The organism is Streptomyces sp. SP17BM10, assembly GCF_036322405.1.
Lineage (GTDB): Bacteria > Actinomycetota > Actinomycetes > Streptomycetales > Streptomycetaceae > Kitasatospora.
This window is the reverse complement of the sequence record NZ_JAQYXB010000577.1, coordinates 20,371-47,163: the sequence shown is the minus strand read 5'-3', so window position 1 is coordinate 47,163 and position 26,793 is coordinate 20,371. Positions and strand designations below refer to the sequence as shown.

At 72.6% G+C, this 26,793-nt stretch carries 21 protein-coding genes and 1 pseudogene; 21 read left to right on the top strand and 1 reads right to left on the bottom strand.

Going from position 1 to position 26,793, the window contains the following annotated elements; genetic code table 11:
• The first annotated feature begins 123 nt into the window (after nucleotides 1-123).
• The 8 genes from PUR71_RS17300 to PUR71_RS17265 all read left to right on the top strand — a co-directional run bounded on the left by PUR71_RS17300 (nucleotide 124) and on the right by PUR71_RS17265 (nucleotide 9,213).
• On the top strand, nucleotides 124-918 hold the full coding sequence (locus PUR71_RS17300) for an enhanced serine sensitivity protein SseB C-terminal domain-containing protein (RefSeq protein WP_329927901.1): 795 nt from the start codon (nucleotides 124-126) through the stop codon (nucleotides 916-918).
• Nucleotides 919-1,034: 116 nt separating this feature from the next.
• On the top strand, nucleotides 1,035-1,967 hold the full coding sequence (locus tag PUR71_RS17295; RefSeq protein ID WP_329927900.1) for an enhanced serine sensitivity protein SseB C-terminal domain-containing protein: 933 nt from the start codon (nucleotides 1,035-1,037) through the stop codon (nucleotides 1,965-1,967).
• A 457-nt stretch (nucleotides 1,968-2,424) separates the two neighbouring features.
• Entirely contained in the window at nucleotides 2,425-3,414 is a 990-nt protein-coding gene (locus PUR71_RS17290) for an ABC transporter permease (RefSeq protein ID WP_329927899.1), read from the top strand.
• A gap of 54 nt (nucleotides 3,415-3,468) precedes the next feature.
• Nucleotides 3,469-5,229 carry an ABC transporter substrate-binding protein gene (locus PUR71_RS17285; RefSeq protein ID WP_329927898.1) on the top strand — a complete coding sequence of 587 codons (1,761 nt, stop codon included), beginning with the start codon at nucleotides 3,469-3,471 and terminating at the stop codon, nucleotides 5,227-5,229.
• A 99-nt stretch (nucleotides 5,230-5,328) separates the two neighbouring features.
• Nucleotides 5,329-6,339: an ABC transporter permease gene (locus PUR71_RS17280; protein WP_329927897.1), complete on the top strand. Its 1,011-nt coding sequence runs from the start codon at nucleotides 5,329-5,331 to the stop codon at nucleotides 6,337-6,339.
• Nucleotides 6,336-7,406, top strand: a complete 1,071-nt coding sequence (locus PUR71_RS17275) for an ABC transporter ATP-binding protein (RefSeq protein ID WP_329927896.1) — start codon at nucleotides 6,336-6,338, stop codon at nucleotides 7,404-7,406. Before PUR71_RS17280 ends, PUR71_RS17275 begins: the two co-directional genes overlap by 4 nt.
• Nucleotides 7,407-7,440: 34 nt before the next feature.
• Nucleotides 7,441-8,505: an ABC transporter ATP-binding protein gene (locus PUR71_RS17270; RefSeq protein ID WP_329927895.1), complete on the top strand. Its 1,065-nt coding sequence runs from the start codon at nucleotides 7,441-7,443 to the stop codon at nucleotides 8,503-8,505.
• A gap of 48 nt (nucleotides 8,506-8,553) precedes the next feature.
• Nucleotides 8,554-9,213 carry a trimeric intracellular cation channel family protein gene (locus PUR71_RS17265; protein ID WP_329927894.1) on the top strand — a complete coding sequence of 220 codons (660 nt, stop codon included), beginning with the start codon at nucleotides 8,554-8,556 and terminating at the stop codon, nucleotides 9,211-9,213.
• Here the strand turns inward: PUR71_RS17265 and PUR71_RS17260 are convergent.
• A complete protein-coding gene (locus PUR71_RS17260) occupies nucleotides 9,149-9,895 on the bottom strand; it encodes an IclR family transcriptional regulator (RefSeq protein WP_329927893.1) in 747 nt (248 codons plus the stop codon). The two genes, PUR71_RS17265 and PUR71_RS17260, sit on opposite strands and share 65 nt — an antisense overlap.
• Before the next feature lie 158 nt (nucleotides 9,896-10,053).
• Here PUR71_RS17260 and PUR71_RS17255 point away from each other — a divergent pair, with 158 nt between their 5' ends.
• The 13 genes and pseudogenes from PUR71_RS17255 (at nucleotide 10,054) to PUR71_RS17195 (ending at nucleotide 26,599) form a co-directional block, all read left to right on the top strand.
• Nucleotides 10,054-11,235: a cysteine desulfurase family protein gene (locus PUR71_RS17255; RefSeq protein ID WP_329927892.1), complete on the top strand. Its 1,182-nt coding sequence runs from the start codon at nucleotides 10,054-10,056 to the stop codon at nucleotides 11,233-11,235.
• Nucleotides 11,236-11,344: 109 nt separating this feature from the next.
• Nucleotides 11,345-12,481, top strand: a complete 1,137-nt coding sequence (gene mnmA / locus PUR71_RS17250) for a tRNA 2-thiouridine(34) synthase MnmA (protein WP_329927891.1) — start codon at nucleotides 11,345-11,347, stop codon at nucleotides 12,479-12,481.
• A 44-nt stretch (nucleotides 12,482-12,525) separates the two neighbouring features.
• Nucleotides 12,526-13,050 carry a TIGR00730 family Rossman fold protein gene (locus PUR71_RS17245; protein ID WP_329927890.1) on the top strand — a complete coding sequence of 175 codons (525 nt, stop codon included), beginning with the start codon at nucleotides 12,526-12,528 and terminating at the stop codon, nucleotides 13,048-13,050.
• A 12-nt stretch (nucleotides 13,051-13,062) separates the two neighbouring features.
• Complete coding sequence (locus PUR71_RS17240) at nucleotides 13,063-13,752, top strand: SDR family oxidoreductase (protein ID WP_329927889.1); 690 nt, start codon at nucleotides 13,063-13,065, stop codon at nucleotides 13,750-13,752.
• 36 nt (nucleotides 13,753-13,788) lie between these two features.
• Nucleotides 13,789-14,799, top strand: a complete 1,011-nt coding sequence (locus tag PUR71_RS17235) for a methionine synthase (protein ID WP_329927888.1) — start codon at nucleotides 13,789-13,791, stop codon at nucleotides 14,797-14,799.
• Nucleotides 14,800-14,821: 22 nt separating this feature from the next.
• Nucleotides 14,822-17,125 (top strand): NAD-dependent DNA ligase LigA, encoded by a 2,304-nt coding sequence (ligA, locus tag PUR71_RS17230; RefSeq protein WP_329928142.1) that lies wholly within the window; start codon nucleotides 14,822-14,824, stop codon nucleotides 17,123-17,125.
• Nucleotides 17,126-17,457: 332 nt separating this feature from the next.
• Nucleotides 17,458-18,987 (top strand): annotated as a pseudogene (locus PUR71_RS17225) (putative bifunctional diguanylate cyclase/phosphodiesterase); the annotation flags it as partial.
• A 397-nt stretch (nucleotides 18,988-19,384) separates the two neighbouring features.
• Nucleotides 19,385-19,681, top strand: coding sequence for an Asp-tRNA(Asn)/Glu-tRNA(Gln) amidotransferase subunit GatC (gatC, locus tag PUR71_RS17220; RefSeq protein ID WP_329927886.1), 297 nt, complete (start codon nucleotides 19,385-19,387; stop codon nucleotides 19,679-19,681).
• A 5-nt stretch (nucleotides 19,682-19,686) separates the two neighbouring features.
• Nucleotides 19,687-21,180, top strand: a complete 1,494-nt coding sequence (gene gatA / locus PUR71_RS17215; RefSeq protein ID WP_329927885.1) for an Asp-tRNA(Asn)/Glu-tRNA(Gln) amidotransferase subunit GatA — start codon at nucleotides 19,687-19,689, stop codon at nucleotides 21,178-21,180.
• Nucleotides 21,177-21,437: a hypothetical protein gene (locus PUR71_RS17210; protein ID WP_329927884.1), complete on the top strand. Its 261-nt coding sequence runs from the start codon at nucleotides 21,177-21,179 to the stop codon at nucleotides 21,435-21,437. The genes gatA and PUR71_RS17210 overlap by 4 nt, the downstream gene beginning before the upstream one ends.
• Before the next feature lie 77 nt (nucleotides 21,438-21,514).
• Entirely contained in the window at nucleotides 21,515-23,023 is a 1,509-nt protein-coding gene (gene gatB / locus PUR71_RS17205) for an Asp-tRNA(Asn)/Glu-tRNA(Gln) amidotransferase subunit GatB (protein WP_329927883.1), read from the top strand.
• 226 nt (nucleotides 23,024-23,249) lie between these two features.
• The gene (locus tag PUR71_RS17200) at nucleotides 23,250-23,408 is read left to right on the top strand and encodes a hypothetical protein (protein WP_329927882.1); all 159 of its coding nucleotides are present in this window, start codon (nucleotides 23,250-23,252) and stop codon (nucleotides 23,406-23,408) included.
• Nucleotides 23,409-23,539: 131 nt separating this feature from the next.
• Nucleotides 23,540-26,599: a helix-turn-helix transcriptional regulator gene (locus PUR71_RS17195; protein WP_329927881.1), complete on the top strand. Its 3,060-nt coding sequence runs from the start codon at nucleotides 23,540-23,542 to the stop codon at nucleotides 26,597-26,599.
• Nucleotides 26,600-26,793 lie beyond the last annotated feature (194 nt).

The window sequence follows — 26,793 nt, the reverse complement described above, 5'->3', positions numbered from 1 at the left end:
ATCTCCCGCCTGCCGTGCGGGCGGACGACGGGACATCGCCGGCAGACCATCGACGGCAGACCCTAGACTGCTGCGCGTCGGCAGCAGTGGGCGGCCGACGGGCAGAGGGCGGTACGGCGGCGCATGGGGTACCCGGTGGAGCAGCAGCAGGGGTGGGGCGGCCCGGACACGCCGCCGCCGGGCGGAACCTGGCCGGCCAACGAGCTGGAGCAGGTGCTCACCGCCGCGCTGGGCGACCCGGGCGCGACGCCGCGGGTGGTCGAGGTGCTGGCCCGCAGCCAGGTGTGGATCCCGCTGCCCGCCGGGGGCGACCCGCGGGGGCAGGCGCTGGACCTGCCGACGATCGAGCTGGGCGGCGAACCGTACGTCCCGGTCTTCTCCTCGCAGGAGGTGTTCCTCCAGCAGGCGCCGGGGATGGCCTTCGCGATCGCCCCGGCCTGGGAGTTCGCCCGCGGGCTGCCGCTGGGCGTCGGGATCGCCGTCAACCCCGAGGCCGCGGTGGGCATCCCGGTGCCGCCGCAGGGCGTGGCCGAGCTGCGCCGCGGTCCGCGCGAGGACCGCTGGGAGGACCCCTCCGCCCCGACCGGGGGCCGGGTCGCGCTGCGCGAGCCCGTGCCGGGGGAGGACCCGGAGCACTTCCTGGCCGTCTGCCGCGCCGAACTCGCCGCCCTGCCGGGAGTGTTGACCGCGCGCCGCGCGCTCGCCAGCATCGAGGGCGAGCCGACCGTGATGTTCATCGGCGTGCAGCTGGACCCGGCCGCCCCGGCCGACCCGGCGGCGGTGAACGAGGCGCTCGGCCGCGCGCTGGGAACCGCGCCGCTGCCCGGCGGCGTCCACCTCGTGCTGCTCGACCTCGCGGACGATCCGGTGGTCGAGTGGCTGCTCACCCGGGTGCTGCCGTTCTACGCGCGGGTGTGACGGGGTTCGTTCGTAGGCACGTCGCCGTGGCGTCGGCCGGTGCCGCGCCATAGGGTGCGTGCAGACGGCCGACGGGCCGGCGGCAGGTGAGGAAAGAGGCGCGGCGAGGTGGGCGCATGAGTGCGGGAGCGGTGTCCGGTGGTGCACCGGGGCCCTGGGGCCAGGCACCGGCCGGACGCCCCGGCGCGGATCCGGGAGCGCTGGAGCGCGCGCTGCGCGAGGTCGCGCCGGAGCGCTACGAGGCGTACGAGCAACTGCTCCGCGCCCTGGCCGAGGGCCAGGTCTGGATGCTGCTGTGGCACGGCACCCCGGGCAGCCCGGAGGCCCAGTACGGGAACATGGAGATCAGCGGCCACGGCTACGCGCCGGCCGTCACCTCCCCCGAGCAACTGGCCGCGTCCGGCTGGGCGCGCGCCCACGAGGTCATCTCCGGGCGCGAGATCGCCGCGTCGCTGTACCGCACCCGCTGGGGGCTGTGGCTGAACCCGCACGCCCCGGGCGGCGGGGTCGGCGTGCCGTGGGCGGACCTGCGGCGGATCGCGGCGGGCCTGGACCGGCTGCCGGCCGGGCCGCTGCGGCTCGGCGAGCCGCAGGTGAACGCCCAGCAGTTCTTCGCGCTGCTGGAGCACCAGGCGCGCGAGGTGCGGGCCGTCCGGGCGCTGCGCCGGGCCTGGGTGCAGCCGGCCGTGGGCGAACCGTACCTGGCCATCGGCCTGGACCTGTACGACAGCTCCCCGCCGGCCGTGGAGGCGGTGCGCGCGCTGATGCAGCGGGCGATCGCGGTGGCCCCGGAGGGGCTGGCGGTGTCCACGGTGGCGATGGCCGACGAGTACGACCCGGTGGCGCTCTGGATGCGGGCCAAGGCGCGGCCGTTCTACGACCGCGAGGCGGCCGGGCTCGGCCGGCCGACCGGCGCCTACCCGCCGGTGCCGCCGCCGGGCCACCAGGCCCCGCCGTACTACCCCCAGCCGACCGGGCCGACCGGGCCGGGCTGGCACGGGCAGCCGCAGCCGCCCCAGCGGCCGTGGCCCGGATACCCGGGGCGCTGAACCGCTAAACCCGCCAAAACCCGATTCGAGAAGCCGACTTGACTTTGCGTCAGGTCGGCTTCGGCGTTTTCCGGACGACTTCGCGGCGGCGGGTGTCAGGCATCTTGACACGGTTATCACGGCCATGTGAAGAGGGATATGCCAATGATCGTGGAGGTGCATGCACGCAGATCACAGTTGGGCATCTCTCGCCTGGCAGGGCTGGCGCAAGCCAGTTCGGATGGCAGAGAGTTCTGCGCAACGCACCGCGCGAACTTCGGAACCCCACAAAGGTGAACGCGCACGCCGACCGCTCCAGCCACGCGACGCCCATCCCGCGTGGTGGCAGTGCCCTGTGCACGACGCACTGCCGCGAAACCCCGCTCCTTAGCACCTCCGCACGTCCGCATAGCCGCACCGCCGAAGCCGGCGACCGGCACCCGTGGGCCGGCCACCGTCGGCGAGGGGACCTACTGACATGACCGCATCCGTCACCACCGCCGGGAACGATCCGGAGGCAGCCGCCCCCGCGAGCCCGGCCAAGAAGATCGAGGGCCGCTCCCTCGGCCAGATCGCCTGGACCCGCTTCAAACGGGACAAACTGGCCGTCGTCGGCGGCGTCGTCGTGATCCTGCTGATCGTGCTCGCCGTACTGGCCAAGCCGATAGAGGGGTTGTTCGGCCTCGATCCGGACGCCTTCAACCAGGACCTGCTGGACGCCGACCTCGGCGGCCTGCCGCTCGGGGACTGGGGCGGCATGAGCTGGGACCACCCGCTCGGCATCGACCCCCTCACCGGCCGCGACCTGCTCTCCCGCGTCATCGAGGGGTCCTGGGTCTCGCTGCTGGTCGCCTTCGGTGCGACGCTGCTGTCCAACACCATCGGCACCGTGCTCGGCGTCATGGCCGGCTACTACGGCGGCTGGGTCGACACGCTGATCAGCCGTGTCATGGACGTCTTCCTCGCGTTCCCGCTGCTGCTCTTCGCCATCGCGATCTCGACCTCGCTGCAGGGCGGCGCGTTCGGACTGCACGGCCTGCCGCTGCACATCATGGTGCTGATCTTCGTGATCGGCTTCTTCAACTGGCCCTACATGGGCCGGATCGTGCGCGGACAGACGCTGTCGCTGCGCGAGCGGGAGTTCGTGCACGCCGCGCGGAGCCTCGGTGCCCGCGGTCCGTTCATCCTGTTCAAGGAACTGCTGCCGAACCTGGTCGGTCCGATCCTGGTCTACTCGACCCTGCTGATCCCGACCAACATCCTCTTCGAGGCCGGACTCAGTTTCCTCGGCGTCGGCATCCAGCCCCCCCAGGCATCGTGGGGCGGCATGCTCAACGACGCGATCAAGTACTACCAGGTGGACCCCCAGTACATGGTGGTCCCCGGTCTGGCGATCTTCCTCACCGTGCTCGCCTTCAACCTGCTGGGTGACGGGCTGCGTGACGCCCTCGACCCCAAGAGCAACTGACTCTGCGTCAGAATCCTTCACCGCCTCCACATCTTCAAGGGGTTGATCTCACCCATGCGTAGGTCCCGTACCGTCGCGCTGACCGCGGTGGCAGCTGCCGCAGTCCTCGTCGTGACCGGATGCACGTCCAGCAAGAGCTCGGGTGGCTCGTCCACCGGCGCGGCCGGGGGCGGCGCCGACGCCGCCACCAAGGGGGTCGTCAACGCCTCGGACAAGAAGGGCGGGACGGTCACCTACGAGATGAAGGGCACCCCGGACTCCTTCGACCCGGGCAACACGTACTACGCGTACATCTACAACTTCTCGCGCCTGTACGGGCGTCCGCTGACCACCTTCGCCCCGGGCCCCGGCGCGCAGGGCAACAAGCTGGTCCCGGACCTCGCGGCCGGCCTCGGCCAGCCCAGCGCCGACGGCCTGACCTGGACGTACAAGCTGCGCCCTGGCCTGAAGTACGACGACGGCTCCGCCATCACCTCGAAGGACGTCAAGTACGCCGTCGAGCGCTCCAACTTCGCGCCGGACGTGAACTCCAACGGCCCGACGTACTTCCACGACCTGCTGGTCGACAACGCCACGCCGTACCAGGGTCCGTACAAGGACAAGGAAGGCGGCCTGAACTCGATCGAGACCCCGGACGACCTGACCGTCGTCTTCCACCTGAAGCAGCCGTTCGCGGACTTCGACTACCTGGTCAGCGCCCCGCAGACGGCCCCGGTCCCGCAGGCCAAGGACGACGGCGCCGGCTACGTGAAGCACGTGGTCTCCTCGGGCACCTACAAGTTCTCGTCCTACGAGGACGGCAAGCAGCTCACCCTGGTGCCCAACACCAACTGGGACCCGAGCACCGACCCGATCCGCAAGCAGCTCGCGGACAAGATCGTGGTCAAGATGGGCATGGAGCAGTCCACCATCGACAAGGACCTGATCGCGGGCAACGCCCAGGTCGACCTGGTCGGCGGCGGCGTCGACCCGCAGACGCAGGCGCAGATGCTGCAGAACCCCAAGCTGAAGGCCAGCAGCGACAACGCCTACGGCGGCCGCCTGGTCTACACCGCGATCAACACCCAGGTCGCGCCGTTCGACAACATCGAGTGCCGCAAGGCCGTCCAGTACGCGATCGACAAGGCCTCGGTGCAGACCGTGCTCGGTGGCCCGATCCGCGGCCAGATCGCCAGCACCGTGCTCCCGCCGGACATCCCGGGCCACCAGGACTTCGACACCTGGGCGACCAAGGACAACAAGGGCGACCTGGACAAGGCCAAGGAGGCCCTCAAGGCCTGCGGCAAGCCGGACGGCTTCACCACCGTGATCTCCGCCCGCACCGAGCGTGACCCGGAGGTCCAGGCCGCGACCGCCATCCAGGCCGCGCTGAAGAAGATCAACATCAACGTCGAGATCCAGAAGTACCCGCAGGGCAAGTACTTCTCGGACAACGCCGGTGCGCCGCAGTTCACCAAGGACCACAACATCGGCCTGATGATGATGCAGTGGGGCGCCGACTGGCCGACCGGCTACGGCTTCCTCCAGCAGATCGCCGACGGCCGCGCCATCAAGGCCTCCGGCAACAGCAACCTGGCCCAGCTGAACGACCCCGACATCAACAAGCTGCTGGACCAGGCCATCGCGAACACCGACCAGTCGGCCCGCGAGAAGATCTACGGCGAGATCGACAAGAAGATCATGGACCAGGCCGTCTACGTCCCGCTGACCGACTTCAAGGTCTTCCTGTACCGCCCGGACAGCGCCACCAACCTGGTCTCCACGTCGGCCTTCTCCGGCGAGTACGACTACCTGAACATCGGCACCACCAAGTAAAGAGCCTGGCTCCGCATCCCTGAAGGCAGGTGAAGGCAGCGGCGCCCGCCGCCGTCCGGCAGATCCCGGACGGCGGCGGGCCGCCGGAGCCGCCCAACTGTGTTTGCCTACATCATCCGCAGGATCTTCGCGGCCGTCGCACTGCTGCTGGTGGTCAGCGCGGTCACCTTCGCGATCTTCTTCCTGCTACCGCGCATCGCCGGCGAGACCGCCGACCAGCTGGCCGCCCAGTACGTCGGGAAGAACCCGTCGCCGGAGGCGATCGCGGCCGTCAAGAAGAACCTCGGGTTTGACCAGCCGCTGTACACCCAGTACTGGAACTTCCTGAAGGCTCTGGTCGGCGGCGCCGAGTACAAGTTCGGCCCGGACCCGGTCACCTGCCACGTCCCGTGCTTCGGCTACTCCTTCAAGAACCACCTGGAGGTCTGGCCCGAGCTCACCAAGCGCATCCCGATCACGCTCTCCCTGGCCATCGGCGCGGCCGTGCTCTGGCTGGTCTCCGGCGTCACCACCGGCGTCATCTCCGCCCTCAAGCCGCGCTCGGTCTTCGACCGCATCGCGATGGGCATCTCGCTCGCCGGCGTCTCGCTGCCGGTCTTCTTCACCGGCGCGCTGCTGCTCACGGTCTTCAGCTACGAGTGGCCGATCCTGGACAACCTCCAGTACGTGAACTTCACCGACGACCCGATCATGTGGGCCCGCAACCTGATCCTCCCGTGGATCTCGCTGGCCTTCCTCTACTCCGCGCTCTACGCCCGGCTCACCCGCGCCGGGATGCTGGAGACGATGAGCGAGGACTACATCCGCACCGCCCGGGCCAAGGGCCTGGTCGAGAGCAAGGTCGTCACCCGGCACGGGCTGCGCGCCGCGCTCACCCCCGTCGTCACCATCTTCGGCATGGACCTCGGCCTGCTCCTCGGCGGTGCGCTCATCACCGAACAGGTCTTCTCGCTGCAGGGCGTCGGCGCCTTCGCCGTCCAGGCGATCGCCGACAACGACCTGCCGAAGATCCTCGGCGTCACCCTGCTCGCCGCCTTCTTCATCGTCGCCTGCAACCTCGTGGTCGACCTCCTGTACGCCCTCGTCGACCCCCGGGTGAGGCTCTCGTGACCGAGCTCCAGAAGACCACGGCGCCCGCCGCGCAGACCCCGGCCGGCGACCCGTTCCTCTCCGTCCGCGACCTGCGGATCCACTTCGACACCGACGACGGCCTGGTCCGCTCGGTGGACGGCGTCAGCTTCGACCTGCACAAGGGCCGCACCCTCGGCATCGTCGGCGAATCCGGCTCCGGCAAGTCCGTCACCTCGCTCGGCATCATGGGCCTGCACCGCTCCAAGCGGGCCCGGATCAGCGGCGAGATCCTGCTGAACGGCGAGGACCTCGTCGCCGCCGGCCCGGACCGGGTGCGCCAGCTGCGCGGCCGCGAGATGGCGATGATCTTCCAGGACCCGCTGACCGCGATGCACCCCTACTACTCGGTCGGGGCGCAGATCATCGAGGCCTACGGGGTGCACCACCCCAAGGCCTCCAAGCGCGAGGCCCGCGCCCGCGCCATCGAAATGCTCGACCGCGTCGGCATCCCGCAGCCCGACCGCCGCGTGGACGACTACCCGCACCAGTTCTCCGGCGGCATGCGCCAGCGCGCGATGATCGCCATGGCCCTGGTCAACGACCCCTCGCTGCTGATCGCCGACGAGCCCACCACCGCCCTGGACGTCACCGTCCAGGCGCAGATCCTGGACCTCATCCGCGACCTCCAGGAGGAGTTCGGCTCCGCCGTCATCATCATCACGCACGACCTCGGGGTGGTCGCCGAGCTCGCCGACGACATCCTCGTCATGTACGGCGGCAAGTGCATCGAGCGCGGCCCCGCCGAGACCCTCTTCGACGCGCCCGAACACCCCTACACCTGGGGCCTGCTGGGTTCCATGCCGCGCCTCGACCGGGAGCTCCAGGACCGGCTCGTCCCGGTCAAGGGCACGCCGCCCAGCCTGATCAACGTGCCCAGCGGCTGCGCCTTCCACCCGCGCTGCCCGTACGCGGAGCGGACCGGCGGGCGTTCGACGAGCGAGGTCCCGGTGCTGACCGAGGCCGCGCCCGGGCACCACACGGCCTGCCACCTCGGGGCCGCCGAGCGGCACCGCATCTTCACCGAAGAGATCGCGCCCCGGCTGTGAGCCCGGCCTCGTACCACCTTTCTGGAGAGAACCGATGACGGACACTCAGGCAGCCACGATCCCTTCTCCGGCGCCCGCCCCGGACCGCGAGCCGCTGCTGAGGGTGACCGGTCTGACCCGGCACTTCCCGATCCGCAGCGGGCTGCTGCGGCGCCAGACCGGCGCGGTGCAGGCCGTCGACGGCGTCGACTTCACCGTCAACGCCGGCGAGACGCTGGGCGTCGTCGGCGAGTCCGGCTGCGGCAAGTCGACGATGGGCCGACTGGTCACCCGGCTCGACGAGCCGACCGGCGGCACGATCGAGTTCGAGGGCACCGACATCACCCACCTGGGCGTCGGCGCGATGCGGCCGCTGCGCCGCGACATCCAGATGATCTTCCAGGACCCGTACTCCTCGCTGAACCCGCGGCACACCGTCGGCACCATCGTCGGCGCGCCGTTCCGGCTCCAGAACGCGGTGCCGGCGGGCGGGCTCAAGAAGGCCGTCCAGGAGCTGCTGGAGCTGTGCGGACTCAGCCCCGAGCACTACAACCGCTACCCGCACGAGTTCTCCGGCGGTCAGCGCCAGCGCATCGGCATCGCCCGGGCGCTCGCCCTGCGGCCCAAGATGATCGTCGCCGACGAGCCGGTCTCCGCGCTCGACGTCTCGATCCAGGCCCAGGTGGTCAACCTGCTGGACGACCTGCAGCGCGAGCTCGGGCTGACCTACCTGATCATCGCGCACGACCTCTCGGTGGTCCGGCACGTCTCGGACCGCGTCGCCGTGATGTACCTCGGCAAGGTCGTCGAGATCGCCGACCGGGACTCGCTCTACAGCAACCCGATGCACCCCTACACCACCGCGCTGATGTCCGCGGTGCCGGTGCCCGACCCGCGCCGCCGCCAGCGCGCCGGCCGCGAGCGCATCCTGCTGAAGGGCGACGTCCCCTCGCCGATCAACCCGCCCAGCGGCTGCCGCTTCCGCACCCGCTGCTGGAAGGCGCAGGAGATCTGCGCCACGCAGGAGCCCACGCTGACCGCCATGCGCTCCGGGCACCAAGTGGCTTGCCACTTCCCGGAGAACGCCCCGACGGACACCCTCGTGGGCGCGACCGCCTGACGCGCCGGACGTCGGAGGGGAGTGTTCGCGCAGGTCATAGTTGTCCCCGTGACCTCGCAGATCTTCCCCTCCGACGTGCAGCAGTCGCTGGACCTCGTCGGCATCTTCGTCTTCGCCCTCTCCGGAGGGCTGCTCGCCGTGCGCAAGAACATGGACATCTTCGGGATCTGCGTGCTCGCCGAGGTCACCGCGCTCGGCGGCGGTGTCATGCGCGACCTCGTCATCGGGGCGACCCCGGTCGCCGCGTTCAGCAACCTCGGGTACTTCCTGACGCCGCTCGTGGCCGGGCTCGTCGTCTTCTTCCTGCACCCCGAGGTCGAGCGGATCAACCGCGCCGTCCAGACCCTCGACGCACTCGGGCTCGGGCTGTTCTGCGTCACCGGCACCGCCAAGGCCCACGACTACGGCCTCGGCGCCGTCGCGGCCGTCGCGCTGGGCATGGTCACCGCGGCCGGCGGCGGCGTCATCCGGGACGTCCTCGCCGGGGAGATCCCCTCGCTGCTGCGCTGGGACCGCGAGATCTACGCCGTGCCCGCGCTGGTCGGCTCCGCCCTCGTCGCCGTGCTGATCGGCCTCGGCCGGCTCACCGGCGCCACCGGCACCGCCGCCGCGCTCACCGCCTTCCTGCTGCGGATGCTCGCCCTCAAGTACGGCTGGCGCGCACCGCGGGCCTGGCACCGCAACGGTTCTCGCACCAGCGAGGAGTAGGCGAGCCGCCGTACGCCAGCGAGATCGCCTCCGCCGTGCACAGCAGCTCCGGCACCATCCGGGCCAGCTCGCCCGGCGGCACCTCGCACACCGGCGCGCTCACCGCGCACGCCGCGACCGTCCGCCCGCCGCTGCCCGACACCGGCGCGGCCACACAGGTCACCGGCTCCCGGTGCTCGGCCGACTCCGCCGCCCAGCCCCGCCGGCGCACCGCCGCCAGCTCCGGCGCCAGCTCCTCCTCGCGGACGCCGTCCTCCGGCCGCCCGGCCAGCAGCACCCGCCCGATCGCCGTCCCCGTGGCCGGCGCCCGCCGCCCGATCCGCGACGGCCGCCGGGCACCGGGCCCGGCGAGCTCGTCGACGTACAGCACCTCGCCGTCCTCCAGCACGGCCAGTTGGACGGTGAGTCCGCTGCGCGCGTGCAGCGCGGCCAGGTACGGCGCGGCCACCTGTCGGACGTCGAGCTCCTCCAGCGCCCGGTGCGCCAGCGACAGCAGCCGGCCGCCCAGGCGGTAGCGGCGGTCCGGCTGGCGCTGCGCGAAGCCGTGCTCCTCCAGCGTGCGCAACAGGCGCAGCGCGGTGGACTTGTGGACGCCGATGCCGGTCGCCGCCTGCTCCAGCGTCACCGGCCCGTCGCCGAGTGAGCCGAGCAGGGTGAGGGCGCGGTCGACCGACTGCGACATGGCGTCCCCCGAGTTCCGACGAGAAGTGTCCGTCAGGCTAACCACCGGACGGCGCGGCGGGTCAAACCGGCGCCGGACGCGGCCGTCCGGGCCGCGGCCGGATCGGGGCGCGCAGGCCGGGCACGGTGCCGGGGACGGCCCTCTACAATCGGATGGTTATGCCATACCTGGACCATGCGGCGACCACGCCGATGCTGCCCGAGGCGATCGAGGCGATGACGGCGCACCTCGGTGTCGTCGGCAACGCCTCCTCCCTGCACGCGGCCGGCCGCCGGGCCCGCCGCGTCGTCGAGGAGGCCCGCGAGTCGCTGGCCGAGTCGTTGGGCGCCCGGCCGAGCGAGATCGTCCTCACCGGCGGCGGCACCGAGTCCGACAACCTCGCCGTCAAGGGCCTGTACTGGGCCCGGCGGGACGCCGACCCGGCCCGCACGCGGGTGCTGTGCAGCCCGGTCGAGCACCACGCGGTGCTCGACGCGGTGCACTGGCTCTCCGAGCACGAGGGCGCCACCGTCGAGTACCTGCCGGTCGACGGGCTCGGGCGGGTCCATCCGCAGGCGCTGCGCGAGGCGATCGAACGGGACCCGGGCTCGGTCGCCCTGGTCACCGTGATGTGGGCGAACAACGAGGTCGGCACCGTCCAGCCGGTGCGGGAACTCGTGGCCGTGGCAGGCGAGTTCGGCATCCCGATGCACGCCGACGCGGTGCAGGCGCTCGGTCAGGTCGAGGTGTCCTTCGCCGACTCCGGGCTCACCGCGGTCACCGTCACCGGGCACAAGATCGGCGGGCCGTTCGGCATCGGCGCGCTGCTGCTCTCGCGCGGCGCCGCGCCCGTCCCGCTGCTGCACGGCGGCGGCCAGGAGCGCGACGTCCGCTCCGGCACCCTCGACGCCCCCGCGGCCGCCGGCTTCGCGGCGGCCGCGGCCATCGCCGTCGAACGGCGGGCCGAGCACGCGGCGGCGCTCGGCGCGCTGCGGGACGACCTGATCGCCTCGGTGCTGGCCGCGGTGCCCGACGCGGTGCTCAACGGCGACCCGGCCCCCGGGGGCCGGCTGCCCGCCAACGCGCACTTCTCCTTCCCCGGCTGCGAGGGCGACGCCCTGCTCATGCTCCTCGACGCCCAGGGCATCGAGTGCTCGACCGGCTCCGCGTGCTCGGCGGGCGTCCCGCAGCCCAGCCACGTGCTGCTGGCGATGGGCACCGACCCGCTCCTGGCCCGCGCGTCCCTGCGCTTCTCCCTCGGCCACACCTCCACCCAGGACGACGTGAAGGCGCTGGCCCAGGCCATCGCCCCCGCCGTCCAACGCGCCCGCAACGCGGGCCCGATGGCGGTGCGCCGCTGACCGCTCCGCAGGATCGGTGGACGGGCCCGACGCCCCCGGGCGCTCCCTGAGCGAACGCCCGCCATCGGCTCCGAGCACCGGCGCGTCACCGCGTACGCTTGTCTGCATCATGACTGACTTCCCGGGTGCCCCGACCGCTCCGTCCACTGGCCGTCTGCGCGTGCTCGCGGCGATGTCCGGCGGGGTGGACTCCGCCGTCGCCGCCGCCCGTGCCGCCGAAGCGGGGCACGAGGTGACCGGCGTCCACCTGGCGCTCTCCTCGAACCCGCAGTCCTTCCGGACCGGCGCCCGCGGCTGCTGCACCATCGAGGACTCCCGGGACGCCCGCCGCGCCGCCGACGTCATCGGCATCCCCTTCTACGTGTGGGACCTCGCCGAGCGCTTCCGCGAGGACGTGATCGACGACTTCGTCGCCGAGTACGCGGCCGGCCGCACCCCCAACCCCTGCCTGCGCTGCAACGAGAAGATCAAGTTCGCCGCGCTGCTCGACAAGGCCGTGGCGCTCGGCTTCGACGCCGTCTGCACCGGCCACTACGCCCGGATCGTCGACCTGCCGGACGGGCGCCGCGAGCTGCACCGCGCCGTGGACGCCGCCAAGGACCAGTCGTACGTGCTCGGGGTGCTGGACGCCGACCAGCTGGCCCACTCGCTGTTCCCGCTGGGCGACACCACCAAGGACGTCATCCGCGAGGAGGCCGAGCGCCGGGGCCTGGCCGTCGCCAAGAAGCCGGACAGCCACGACATCTGCTTCATCGCGGACGGCGACACCCAGGGATTCCTCGCCAGGCACCTCGGCACCGCGACCGGCGACATCCTCGACGTGGACGGCACCAAGCTCGGCGAGCACGACGGCGCGTACGGCTTCACCATCGGCCAGCGCAAGGGCCTGCGGATCGGCCGCCCGGCGCCGGACGGCAAGCCGCGCTACGTGCTCGACATCTCCCCGGTGAACAACACCGTCACGGTCGGCCCGGCCGAGGGCCTGGACGTGGTCGGGCTGACCGCGATCCGCCCGCGCTGGTGCGGCGGCGAGCCGGCCGCCGACGGGCGCTACACCGCCCAGCTGCGCGCCCACGGCGAGGAGGTGCCGGTCTCGGTCTCCGTCGTGGACGGCGAACTGCGCGTCGACCTCGACTCGCCGGCCCGCGGCATCGCCCCCGGCCAGGCCGTGGTGCTGTACGACGGCACCCGGGTGGTCGGCTCCGCGACCATCGCGACGACCGAACGGCCGGCCGTCCGGGCCTGAAACCCCGGTGAGCTCTCCCCGGCCCGCGTGATAGACCGGGCACCGTGAACATCTGCGTCTTCTGCTCCGCGTACTCGCTCGACGACCGCTACACCGCCCCGGCGGCCGAATTCGCCCGGCTCCTCGGCGAGGGCGGGCACACCCTGGTCTGGGGCGGCTCGAACGCCGGCCTGATGGGCCTGCTGGCCGACGAGGTGAAGGCGGCCGGCGGGAAGCTGGTCGGCGTGCTCGTCGAGATGCTGAAGCACAAGGGGTACACCGGCGCCGACGAGCTGGTCATGACCCGCGACCTGGCCGAGCGCAAGGCGGAGCTCGCGCTCCGCGCGGACGCCGTCGTCGTGCTGGTCGGCGGGCTCGGCACGCTGGACGAGGTCACCGAGGTGCTGGAGCTCAAGAAGCACGGGATGTTCGAGAAGCCGGTCGTCGTCCTCGACAGCGAGGGCTTCTACTCGGGCCTGCGCACCCAGCTGGAGCGGATGGACGCCGAGGGCTTCCTGCCGCGCCCGCTCACCGACCTGATCTCCTTCGCCGACACGCCCGCCGACGTGTTCGCCCAGCTCAAGGCCTGAGAGGATCGGGCCATGGCTGCACATCTGATCACCGGCGCCGGCTCCGGCATCGGCGCCGTCCTGGCCACGCGCCTCGCCGAGCGCGGGGACGACCTCTGGCTCCTGGCCCGCGACGCCCGCCGCGCCGCCGAACTGCGCGAGCGCTTCCCCGGCGCCCGCACCCTGGTCGGCGACCTGGGCGACCCGGCCAAGCTCGCCTGGGCCCTCGGCCACCAGGAACTGCCGGTCGAGCTGGACTCGCTGCTGCACGTCGCGGGTGTGGTCGAGCTCGGCCCGGTCGGCGACCTGCCGGTCAAGGCGTGGAACGAGACGCTCGGCGTCAACCTCGTCGCCCCGGCCGAGCTGACCCGCCTCCTGCTGCCCTCGCTGCGCCTGGCCAAGGGCCACGTCGTGTTCGTCAACTCCGGTGCGGGCCTGCGGGCCGGCGCCGAGTGGGCGGCGTACGCGGCGAGCAAGCACGGCCTCAAGGCGCTCGCCGACGCGCTGCGCGAGGAGGAGCACGCCGGTGGGGTGCGCGTCACCTCCGTGTACCCGGGCCGCACCGCCACCGCGATGCAGGTCAAGGTGCACCAGCAGGAGGGCAGGACCTACGACGCCGACCGCTGGATCGAGCCGGATTCCGTCGCGAAGGCGATCCTCGCCGCCCTGGACGCCAGCCGGGACGCGGAGATCACGGACATCAGCGTCCGACCGGGCCACTGATCCCCGGCCGGTCGGCGGCCCACTAGGCTCGGACGGGTGAGCACCGGACACCCCTTCCCCGACCTGCACGGCGCCGCCACCGGCGTCGGCTCGCTGCCCGGCACCGACGCGCGGGAGGCCGCCAGGACCTCCACGGGGGCCCTGGAGCACCTGCCGTTCCTCCCCGAACTGCCCGCGCGCGGGCCGGGCGCCGACATGATCGGCCGCAGCGCCGGCCTGCTGGCCGAGCTGTTCGCGCAGACCGAGCCGAGCGGCTGGCGCTTCGCCGACCGGCCCGGCCGGGACACCCGGCGGGCCCGCTCCTGGCTCGGCGAGGACCTCGACGCGCTGGAGGAGCACACCCAGGGCCACCGGGGCCCGCTCAAGGTCCAGGCCGTCGGGCCGTGGACGCTGGCCGCCTCCATCGAGCTGAAGCACGGGGAGAAGGCGCTCGCCGACCGCGGCGCCTGCCGGGACATCGCCGAGTCGCTCACCGAGGGCCTGCGCCGCCACCTCGCCGAGGTCCGCAAGCGGATGCCGGGAGCGGAGGTGGTGCTCCAGCTCGACGAGCCGTCGCTGCCCGCCGTGCTGGCCGGCGCGGTGAAGACCGCGAGCGGCTTCCAGCGGCTGCGCGCGGTGGACCGCCAGGTCGCCGAGGAGGCGCTGCGCGAGCTGATCCGCGCCCTGGACGCGCCGGTGGTCGTGCACTGCTGCGCGCCCGAGGTGCCGATCCCGCTGCTGCGCCGGGCGGGCGTCGCCGGCGTCTCGCTGGACTTCTCGCTGCTGACCGAGCGCGCCGACGACGACCTCGGCGAGGCCGTCGAGGCGGGCACGGTGATCCTCGCGGGTGTCGTCCCCTCCACTGACCAGGAGGTGTCCGACCCGGCCGGTAGTGTCCAGGGTGTCAGGACCTTGTGGCGCAGGCTCGGGTTCGCCCCGGAGCTGCTGGGCCGTCGTGTGCTCGTGACACCGACCTGCGGGCTGGCCGGGGCCTCCCCGGCGTACGCGCGCAAGGCGCTGCTGCTCGCGGCGCGGGCGGCGCAGAGCCTGGTGGACAACCCGGAATGAGAACGTAGGAGGGCTTGCGGTGGTGGCTGTCGAGGGCTGGGAGGACGTCCCGGCGGAGGTGCGCAGGCGGCACGCCGAGCTGGCGGCGGAGATCACCGACCACCGCGCCCGCTACTACGAGCAGGACGCCCCGGTCGTCTCCGACGCCGAGTTCGACGGCCTGATGCGCGCGCTGGAGGCGCTGGAGGCCGAGCACCCTGCCCTCGTCACCCCGGACTCGCCGACCCAGAAGGTCGGCGGGGCCCCCACCGAGCTGTTCGCCTCGGTCGAGCACCGCGAGCGCCTGCTCAGCCTCGACAACGCCATGGACGACGAGGAGCTCGCCGCCTGGGCCGAGCGCGTGGCGGGCGAGCTGGCCGGCATCGAGTACCACTACCTGTGCGAGCTCAAGGTGGACGGCCTGGCCGTCAACCTCACCTACGAGAACGGCCAGTTGGTGCAGGCCGCGACGCGCGGCGACGGCCGGGTCGGCGAGGACATCACCCCGAACGTCCGCACCATCAAGGAGATCCCGCAGCAGCTCAAGGGCGACAACGTCCCCGAGCTGGTGGAGGTCCGCGGCGAGGTCTACTTCCCGACCGAGGCCTTCGACGCGCTCAACGCCTCGTTCGCGGAGGAGAACGAGCGCCGCCGCCGGGAGAACGAGGAGCGCGCCAAGGAGGGCAAGCGGCCCAGGGCGCTGATCCGGCTGTTCATGAACCCCCGCAACGCCGCCGCCGGTTCGCTGCGCCAGAAGGACCCGCTGGTCACGGCCTCGCGCCCGCTGCACATGGTGGTGCACGGCATCGGCGCCCGGGTCGGCTTCGACATCGACAACCAGTCGCACGCCTACGAGCTGCTGCGCGAGTGGGGTCTGCCCACCGCCCGGCACAACGAGGTGGTCGGGACGCTCGACGAGGTGCGGGCGTTCATCAAGCACTTCGGCGAGCAGCGGCACTCGGTCGAGCACGAGATCGACGGCGTCGTCGTCAAGGTGGACGAGATCGCCCTCCAGGGCCGCCTCGGCGCCACCTCCAAGTCCCCGCGCTGGGCGATCGCGTGGAAGTACCCGCCGGAGGAGGTCACCGGCAAGCTCGCGGAGATCAGGGTCGGCGTCGGCCGCACCGGCCGGGCCACGCCGTTCGCGGTGCTGGCCGAGCCGGTGAAGGTGGCCGGTTCGATGGTGCAGTACGCGACGCTGCACAACCAGCAGATCGTCAAGGCCAAGGGCGTCCTGCTCGGCGACACCGTGGTGCTGCGCAAGGCCGGTGACGTCATCCCGGAGATCCTCGGCCCGGTCTACGACCTGAGGGACGGCACCGAGCGGGAGTTCGTGATGCCCACGCACTGCCCGGAGTGCGGCAGCGAGCTGCGTCCGATGACGGAGGGCGACATCGACCTGCGCTGCCCGAACGCACAGCACTGCCCGGCGCAGGTCCGCGAGCGGATCGCCTTCCTCGGTGGGCGCTCGTGCCTGGACGTCGAGGGCCTCGGCTATGTCGCGGCCACCGCGCTGACCCAGCCCCTGGAGCCGGCCGAGGCACCGGTGCGCGACGAGGGCGACGTCTTCGGCCTGACGGTGGAGCAGCTGCTGCCGATCAAGGTACTGGTCCGCGACCAGAAGACCGGCATGCCCAAACTGGACGACGTCACCGGTGAGGAGAAGGAGGTGTTCTTCTTCGCGAACCTCAAGGGGCAGCCGAAGAAGAACACCGAACTGCTCCTGGAGAACCTCGAGAAGGCCAAGGACCGTCCGCTCTGGCGGTTCCTCAACGGCCTGTCGATCCGGCACGTCGGCCCGGTCGCCGCCCAGGAACTGGCCCGGGAGTTCCGCGACCTCGACCGGATCTTCTCGGCCACCGAGGAGGAGCTGGCGGCCGTCGAGGGGGTCGGGCCGACGATCGCCCGGTCCGTCATCGAGTGGTACCAGGAGGACTGGCACCGCGAGATCCTGGAGAAGTGGCGCGCGGCCGGCGTCCGCTTCGTCGAGGAGCCCGCGGACGAGGAGGGGGCGCAGCGCCCGTTGGAGGGGCTGACCGTGGTGGTGACGGGCACGCTGGCCGGGCACACCCGGGACGGCGCCAAGGAGGCGCTGACCTCGCGCGGAGCGAAGGTGACCGGTTCGGTTTCGAAGAAGACCGACTTCGTGGTCTCCGGTGACAATCCAGGGTCAAAGTACGACAAGGCCGTGCAGCTCGGCCTGCCCGTCCTGGACGACGCCGGCTTCGCCGTCCTGCTCGCCGACGGGCCCGCCGCCGCCCGCGCCCACCTGGGCCTGCCGGAGGTCGAGGCGGCCCAGGTCGAGGCCCCCGCCGACGCGCCCGCGCAGGCTCCCGCCGAAGGCTGACCCGAGCCGCGAGTGGCCGAATCCGTCTTGTTATCGTCCTGATGCAACGTCACCGGGTGCCGCCCAGGGAAAGCGGGCACAGTGTCCCTGAGCGACACCCGGACACGGTGGCGCGTTTCCGGTTGTCCGAAAGTCTGCCCACCGGGTGGGCCCCGGCATACCCTGGAGCGCAACAGAGTGTCAGCAGGGGTGGGGGCACCGGCTGAGCCGGTACTCCGCGGGGTCGCTCCATGCCCGCCAGCAGTCGGTACCGGCACGGTGCCTCACCGTAAGGCGGCCTGACGGGGCGGGCCCGACGGAGGACAGGGCTTATGGATCGTACGACCGGCGGCGCGCCCACACGCCCGCCGCAGGGGGTGGCGGGTGCGGTCCTGCTGCTCGGCGTGCTGCTGGCCGGAGCCGCGCCGCTCATCCCGCTGGCCGTCCTGGTCTACCGGTACGAACCCGAGCTGCTGCCGCTGTTCGCGGTGCCGTTGGCCGTCCTGGTCGCGGCGTGGCGGATCGCCCGGGACCGCGCCCGTGACCAGCTGACCGACCCGCTGACGGACCTGCCCAACCGTCAGGCCCTGCTACTGGCCGCCCAGGAGGCGATCGCCGAGCACGAACAGGGCTACAGCGTCGGCCTGATACTGCTCGACCTCGATCGCTTCCGATCACTCAACGACACGCTCGGTCACACTGCCGGTGACCGACTCCTCGTGCACATCGCCCGCCGGCTGCACCGCGCCCTGCGCTCCGGCGGGATGGCCGGCAGCCCGACCCGGGAGTGCATCGACGACGTCTTCGCCGGCCTGCCACGGCACTACCGCCGCGGCCGCCCGATGGTGGCGCGGATGGGCGGCGACGAGTTCGCCGTCCTGCTGCCCGGCATCAACTACCCGGACTGCCTGGAGCGCGTCGCCAAGGCCCTGATCGCCGAACTCGCCGCCCCGATCCGGCTGGACGGGCTGCTGCTCGTCCTGGAGGCCAGCGCGGGCGTCTGCGTGTTCCCGGAGCACGCCCAGGACGCCGAGTCACTGCTGCGCCGCGCCGACGTCGCGATGGGCCACGCCCAGCGCGGGCGCAGCGGCGTCGAGCAGTACGACGAGACGCAGGACGCCGACACCCCGTACCGGATCGGGCTCCTCGGGGACCTGCGGCGCGCGCTGGAGACCGGCGAGGTCCAGCTGCACTACCAGCCGAAGGTGGCCTTCGACGGCCGGGTGGTGGGCCTGGAGGCGCTGCTGCGCTGGGAGCGGCCGGGCCAGGGCCGGGTGTCGCCGGACGAGTTCGTCGGGCTCGCCGAGTCCAGCGGGCTGATGCCGCGGCTGACCGACTACGTGCTGGAGGCGGCGGTGGGCCAGCTCGCGTACTGGCGCGACCAGGGCCTGCAGGTGCAGGTGGCGGTGAACGTCTCGCCCCGCGACGTGCTCAACCCCGGCTTCGCGCAGCGCGTCGCGGGGCACCTGGTGCGCCACCAGGTGCCGGCCCACGCGCTCCAGCTGGAGATCACCGAGCGGCTCCTGCTGGACGACTCCCGGCGGGCCGCCGACACCCTGGCCGAGCTGCGCGGCTACGGCGTCGGGATGTCCCTCGACGACTTCGGCACCGGGCACTCCTCGCTGGTGCGGCTGCGCAGCCTGCCGGTCGGCGAGCTGAAGATCGACCGTTCCTTCGTCTCCCGGATGGTCGCCGACGACCACGACGCGGCGGTGGTCCGCTGCTCGGTGGAGCTCGCGCACTCGCTGGGGCTGACCGTGGTCGCCGAGGGCGTCGAGGACGACGAGACCTGGGAGCGGCTGCACTGCATGGGGGTGGACGCGGTGCAGGGCTGGCTGGTGTCGGCCGCGCTGCCGCCCGAGCAGGCCACCGCCTGGCTGCGGGTGCACCGCACCGGCAGTCCGACGGTGGAGCGGCTGGCCGCCACGCTGCCGCCCGGCATCAAGCCGGCCGTGCAGAAGGTCCCCGGCGGCAAGCCGTCGATGCCGCCGGTCCTGCCGCCCGTGCTCCCGCCGGTCCTGCCGCCCGTGCTGCCCCCCGTGGTGCAGGCCGTGCAGGCCGCGCAGATGGAGATCAACGCGCCGGGGACGCAGAGTTGGGCCCGGACCAGGCCGCAGTAACCGCCGCCGCCGGTTACTCGTTGGCCGGTGGCCGGGCCGGGCCCCATAGGATGGGGTCCAAAGACCACGAGGACGGAGCGCCGAGCCGGCTCTCCTGCCCGGGCCCGGCACCGCTGAAGCAGCGCCGGGTCTCACCAGAACTCACCCTGAGGATCGCTGCATGCCTGGCATCACGCGCGAGGAGGTCGCCCACCTCGCCCGGCTGTCGCGTCTTGAGCTGAAGCCCGAAGAGCTGGACCACTTCGCCGAGCAGCTCGACGTGATCATCGGCGCGGTCGCCCGCGTTTCCGAGGTCGCCGGACAGGACGTCCCGCCGACCTCCCACCCGCTCCCGCTCACCAACGTCATGCGGGCGGACGAGGTGCGGCCGTCGCTCACCCCGGAGCAGGCGCTCGCGAGCGCGCCCGCCGCCGAGGAGCAGCGTTTCCGTGTGCCGCAGATCCTCGGGGAGGACTGACCGAGATGACCGACCTGATCCGTTACACCGCCGCCGAGACCGCGAGCGCCATCGCCAAGGGCGAGGTCTCCGCCGTCGAGGTCGCGCAGGCGCACCTGGACCGCATCGACGCCGTCGACAAGAAGGTCAACGCCTTCCTGCACGTCGACACCGAGGGCGCGCTCAGCGCCGCCAAGGCGGTCGACGAGAAGCGCGCCAAGGGCGAGGATCTGGGCCCGCTGGCCGGCGTCCCGCTCGCGCTGAAGGACGTCTTCACCACCAAGGGCATCCCGACCACCTGTGGTTCGAAGATGCTCGAGGGCTGGATCCCGCCGTACGACGCCACGCTGACCTCGCGCCTCAAGGACGCCGGCGTCGTCATCCTCGGCAAGACCAACATGGACGAGTTCGCGATGGGCTCCTCCACCGAGAACTCCGCCTACGGCCCGACCGGGAACCCGTGGGACCTCTCCCGCATCCCCGGCGGCTCCGGCGGCGGCTCGGCCGCGGCGCTGGCCGCCTTCGAGGCCCCGCTGGCGATCGGCACCGACACCGGCGGCTCGATCCGCCAGCCCGGCGCCGTCACCGGCACCGTCGGCGTCAAGCCGACCTACGGCTCGGTCTCCCGCTACGGCCTGGTCGCGTTCTCGTCCTCGCTGGACCAGGGCGGCCCGTGCGCCCGCACCGTGCTGGACGCGGCGCTGCTGCACGAGGCCATCGCCGGGCACGACCCGCTGGACTCGACCTCGATCGACGCGCCCGTCCCGGCCGTCGTCGCGGCCGCGAAGCTGCGCGACGTGCGCGGCATGCGCATCGGCGTCGTCAAGGAGTTCGCCGGCGAGGGCTACCAGGCCGGCGTCATGCAGCGCTTCGACGAGTCGGTGGAGCTCCTGCGCGAGCTGGGCGCCGAGGTCGTCGAGGTGTCCTGCCCGTCCTTCACCCTCGCGCTGCCCGCCTACTACCTGATCGCGCCGTCGGAGTGCTCCTCCAACCTGGCCCGCTTCGACGCGATGCGCTACGGCCTGCGCGTCGGCGACGACGGCAGCCGCTCGGCCGAGGAGGTCACCGCGCTGACCCGCGAGGCCGGCTTCGGCGACGAGGTCAAGCGCCGCATCATCCTGGGCACCTACGCCCTCTCCTCGGGCTACTACGACGCCTACTACGGCTCGGCCCAGAAGGTGCGCACGCTCATCTCGCGCGACTTCGACGCCGCGTTCGCCGGCGTGGACGTGCTGGTCTCGCCGACCACGCCGACCACCGCCTTCCCGATCGGCGAGCGCGCCGACGACCCGATGGCGATGTACCTGGCCGACCTGTGCACGATTCCGTCCAACCTGGCGGGCAACGCGGCCATGTCGCTGCCGGTCGGCCTGGCCCCGGAGGACAATCTTCCGGTCGGCCTGCAGATCATCGCGCCCGCGATGGCGGACGACCGCCTGTACCGCGTGGGCGGCGCCGTCGAGGCCGCACTCAACGACAAGTGGGGGCACACCCTGCTGGAGGAGGCACCGGCACTGTGAGCAAGATCGAGAAGGCCAAGGCCCAGTCTGCTTCTCTGAAGGGGTGGAAGCACAGCAAGCCCGGTCTGTGGCTGTCCATCGGCACCAGCGCCTTCGGCGCGATCTCCGTGGTCAAGGACGTCCGCAAGGCCCGCGAGGAGAGCGACACCCTGAAGCTGGTCAACGCCCTCGTCGGCGCCGCCGCGCTGATCACCGGCACCGCGCTGCTGGTGCGCGAGCTGCGGCAGCTCGCCTCCGACGACGTGCTGCTGGGCTAGCCGAGCGCCCAGGCCCGGCCCCGCGCGAGCGGCGGCCGGGCCCGTACCTCCCAAGTCTTTACGTGAGAAGGGACGCTGTGAGCGTCATGAACCTGGTCTCCTACGAGGACGCTCTCGCGTCGTACGACCCGGTGATGGGCCTTGAGGTCCACGTCGAGCTCGGCACCAAGACCAAGATGTTCTGCGGTTGCTCGACCGAGCTGGGCGCGGAGCCGAACAGCCAGACCTGCCCGACCTGCCTGGGCCTGCCGGGCTCGCTCCCGGTGGTCAACGCGACCGGCGTGGAGTCGGCGGTCAAGATCGGCCTGGCGCTCAACTGCGAGATCGCCGAGTGGTGCCGGTTCGCGCGGAAGAACTACTTCTACCCGGACATGCCCAAGAACTTCCAGACCTCGCAGTACGACGAGCCGATCGCCTTCAACGGCTACCTCGACGTGCAGCTGGAGGACGGCTCGACCTTCCGCGTGGAGATCGAGCGCGCCCACATGGAGGAGGACACCGGCAAGTCCAGCCACGTCGGCGGGGCGACCGGCCGCATCCACGGGGCCACCCACTCGCTGCTCGACTACAACCGGGCCGGCATCCCGCTGATCGAGATCGTCACCAAGCCGATCACCGGTGCCGGCGAGCGCGCCCCCGAGGTCGCCAAGGCGTACGTCGCCGAGCTGCGCGAGGTCATCCGATCGCTGGGCGTCTCCGAGGCCCGGATGGACAAGGGCCAGATGCGCTGCGACGTCAACCTGTCGCTGCGCCCGAACGGCACCGAGACCTTCGGCACCCGCTCGGAGACCAAGAACGTCAACTCGCTGCGCAGCGTGGAGCGGGCCGCCCGGTTCGAGATCCAGCGCCACGCCACCGTGCTGACCGACGGCGGCACCATCGTCCAGGAGACCCGCCACTTCCACGAGGACAACGGCACCACGACCTCGGGCCGGATCAAGGACAACGCCGAGGACTACCGCTACTTCCCCGAGCCGGACCTGGTCCCGATCGCGCCCTCGCGCGAGTGGGTCGAGGAGCTGCGCGCCGCCCTGCCCGAGCTGCCGCGCGTGCGCCGGGCCCGGCTGCAGGCCGAGTGGGACCTGTCCGACAAGGACATGCAGTCCGTCCTCAACGCCGGTGCGGTCGGCCCGATCCAGGAGACCATCGCCGCCGGTGCCCCGGCCGACCAGGCCCGCAAGTGGTGGATGGGCGAGCTGGCCCGCCGGGCCAACGAGACCGGCACCGAGCTCAGCGAGCAGCCGATCACCCCGGCTCAGGTCGCCCGGGTCACCGCGCTGGTCGCCGAGGGCAAGCTGAACGACAAGCTGGCCCGCCAGGTCATCGAGGCCGTGCTGGCCGGCGAGGGCGAGCCGGACGAGGTCGTCGAGAAGCGCGGCCTGGCCGTCGTCTCGGACGACTCCGCGCTCGGCGCCGCGGTCGACCAGGCCATCGCCGAGAACGAGGCGATCGCCGCCAAGATCCGCGACGGCAAGGTCGCGGCCGTGGGCGCGCTCGTGGGCGCGGTCATGAAGGCCACCCGCGGTCAGGCGGACGCGGCCCGCGTCAAGGACCTGATCCTTGAGAAGCTCGGCGTCTCCGCCTGAGTTCCTAAGGCGTCTTAGGCGTCTAAGGCCCCCTAAGTAAGGCCTAAGGCCCGGTTCCACCCCCGTATTGGGAGGGAACCGGGCCTTTGCCGTGTCCGAAGGGGCCCTCATAAGGCATCCGGGTCCCGAAACATCGGGAAGCCTGCCGATGTGGGGCACCCCCCTGGGAGAGGAAGCTCTTAGTCATCAGGGAAGACCGAACGACGAAACCCACAAGGGGAACACCGTGATCGAGTACGAGCTCATCCAGCAGCAGGTCCACGAACTCCAGGCCCGCGCCGAGCACCACCGTCTGGTGCGCGAGGCCAAGGAGGCCCGCCGTGGCCTCCGCCGCCCGGTCGCAGCGCGCTTCCAGCGCCGCGCCGCGCGGAAGACGGAATGCTGACGGTCCGGCACCCGTCGGGTGCCGAGGAGACTTCGGAGGGGGAGGCGCGAGTGAGCGCCTCCCCCTCCGGGCGTTCGCCGGTCGAGATATCCCCTCGGCCCGCCGCCTCCGCCTATGGCATGCTCGCCTCCATGCAGCAGATGTCGGTCAGTCCCGTCTTCGTCGGCCGCGGCACCGAGATCACCGCCCTCGCGGACGCGCTGCGCCGGGCCGGCACCGGCAGCCCGCAGACCGTCCTGATCGGCGGCGAGGCGGGCGTGGGCAAGACCCGCCTGCTGGAGGAGTTCCTGGACCGCGCCGGCCACGGCGGGGGAGTGGTCACCACCCTGGGCCGCTGTCTGGAGATCGGCGCCGAAGGACTCCCGTACGCACCGCTCGCGGGCGCCCTGCGCCGCCTGCACCGCACGCTCGGCCCCGAACTGGAGGCCGCGGCCGCCGGCAGCGAGGGCCATCTCGCGCGCCTGCTGCCCGAGTTCGGCGACGGCGACGGCGAACCGAACGACGAGTACGGCCGGGCCCGGCTGTTCGAGCACACCGCGAGGCTGATCGAACGGCTCGGCGCGGACCGTACCCTCGTCATCGCCGTCGAGGACCTGCACTGGTCCGACCGCTCCACCCGCGAACTCCTCGCCTACCTGGTCCGCACCCTGCACCGCGCCCGCGTGCTGCTGGTCGCCACCTACCGCACCGACGACCTGCACCGCCGCCACCCACTGCGCCCCTTCCTCGCCGAGCTCGACCGGCTGCGCACCGTCCAGCGGCTGGAGCTGGAGCGCTTCCGCCGCGGCGAGGTCGCCGCCCAGCTGGCCGGCATCCTCGGCACCGCCTCGCCCGACCGGCAGCTGGTGGACCGGATCCACCGCCGCTCCGAGGGCAACCCGTTCTTCGTCGAGGAGCTCGCCACCGCCTTCGAGGACGGCTGCGGGGCCGGTCTCACCGACTCGCTGCGCGACATCCTGCTGGTCCGGGTGGAGAGCCTGGACGAGGAGGCGCAGAAGGTGGTGCGGATCGCCGCCGAGGGCGGCTCGCACGTCGAGCACGCCCTGCTCGCCGCCGTCCTGGCCGACCTGATGGCCGACGAGGAGGAGCTGATCGGGGCCCTGCGCTCCGCCGTCGGCGCCAACATCCTGCGCCTGGACGGCGACGGCGAGGGCTACCGCTTCCGGCACGCGCTGGTCCGCGAGGCCGTCTCGGACGACCTCCTGCCCGGCGAACGGCACCGGATCAACCGCAAGTTCGCGCTCGCCGTCGAGGCCGCGCCGCACCTGGTGCCCGGCGACGCCCTGCCCGCCCGGCTCGCCAACTACTGGTACCACGCGCACGATCCGGCCCGCGCCCTGCCGACCGCCCTGGACGCCGCCCGGGCCGCCCGGCGCCGCAACGCCTTCGCCGAGCAGCTGCGCATGCTCGAACGCGCCCTCGAACTCTGGGACATGGTCTCCGAGGACGTCCTCGCCCACACCCTGCGCCCGTACGACTGGGCCGAGACCTACCCGCCCGGCTCCTGCGACGTCCGCCCCCAGGACGAGGACTGCGACCGGATCCAGCTGATCGACGTGCTCGCCGAGGCCGTCGTCGCCGCCCGGCGCTGCGGCGACCGCGAACGCGGGCTCAGCCTGGCCAAGCGGGCGCTCAAGCTGATCGACGAGACGGTGGACCCGCTCCGCGCGGCCTGGTTCCGGATCAACCGGGCCCGCATGCTCGGTCACCTGCGGCGCTCGGGCGACGACGAGGAGATCGCGCACGCGCACCGGCTGGTCGACCACCTGCCGCCGTCCGCGGTGCAGGCCGAGGTGTTCGCGCTCGGCGCCGGCGTCGCGATGCTCAAGGAGCCGGGGCACGAGCACATCGAGCTCGCCGAGCGGGCGATCCGGATCGCGCGCGAGGTCGGCGCGCACGCCGTCGAGCAGCACGCCCGGATGACGCTCGCCGGCCTGCGCTACGACCTCGAGGGCGACGCCGAGTCCGGGCTGGCCGAGCTGCGGGCCGCGGTCGAGGCGTGCCGGCGGCTGGGCACGCCGGACGTGCTGCTGCGCGGCATCAACAACCTCGCGAGCGTGCTGCGCGGGCTCGGCCGCTCCGAGGAGGCGGTGACGCTGGCCCGCGAGGGCCTGGAGCACGCCGCCGGCTACGGCCTGGTGCGCAACAGCGGCAGCATCCTGACCGGCAACCTGGCCGAGGCGCTGATCGACCTCGGGCGCCTCGCGGAGGCCGTCGAGGTGCTCGGCGACTGCGACCTGGACGAGACCACCAACGCCCACGCCGAGTTCCTGGAGCGGATGCGCGGCGAGATCGCCCTCCTGCGGGGGGACCTGGCCAAGGCGGCGGTCCTGATGGCCCGTGCCCGGGAGGCCAACCGGGTCGGCCGGATCCAGCACTCCGCGCCGATCAGGCGGCTCGCGGTGCGGATCGCCTGGCTGAACGGCCGCCCGCTGGAGGCCCGCGCCGAACTGCTGGGCGCGCTCGCGGACGCCCGGCGGCTCGGCGACGAGGCCGACGTCTACCCGCTGCTGTTCGAGGGGGCCGCGGTGGAGGCGGACTCCCGCGGCCTGCCGGAGGCCACGGCCGGGCGGGCCGAGGTGCTGGCCGGCATCGCGGCGGCGGCGGCCGGGCTCAACCCCAAGGCGCCGCTGCACCACGGCTGGGCGCGGCTGCTGGAGGGCGAGCTGGCCCGCGCCGCGGGCACGGACACCCCGGAGCAGTGGGCCGCCGCAGTCGCCCTTCTGCGGCCGGTCGGCCTGCCGCACCCGCTGGCGCTCGGCCTGCTGCGGGCGGGCGAGGCCGAGGTGCGGGCCGGTCGGCGCGAAGCGGCCGCCGAACTCCTGCGCGAGGCGCGGGAACTGGCCGAGGTGCGCGGCGACCGCCCGCTGCTCGCCGACATCACCGGCCTGGTCGACCGCGCCGGGCTGGCCCCGGCCGCACCCGGGCCCGCGGCGGCCCCCTCGGGGCAGTCCGCACCGGTGGGGGAGTCATTCGGGCTCACCCCCCGTGAGCGGGAGGTGCTCCGGCTGCTCGCGCGCGGCTGGACGAACCGGCAGATAGCCGAGGAGCTCTACATCTCTCCGAAGACCGCGAGCGTGCACGTGTCCAACATCCTCGGCAAGCTCGCGGTCGGCGGCCGCGGCGAGGCGGCCGCGCTGGCGCACCGGCTGCGGCTGTTCCCGGACGACCTGGCCCCCGCCGGCCGGTGACCCGCGCCCCGGTCCGGGCGTGGTCGGCGTGCCCCGCCGACCGCCCCCGGACCGGTGGGCGCCGTCGCGTGCTCCCGTGCGCGCCGTGTGAGCCCCCGTCCGCGCGCCGCCGCCAACGGGGCCGATCGACCGGAAGGGCGTGCATTTCCCTGCTCTCCCGCCATTACTCTAAGTTCAGTGGACGTGTCATTGAG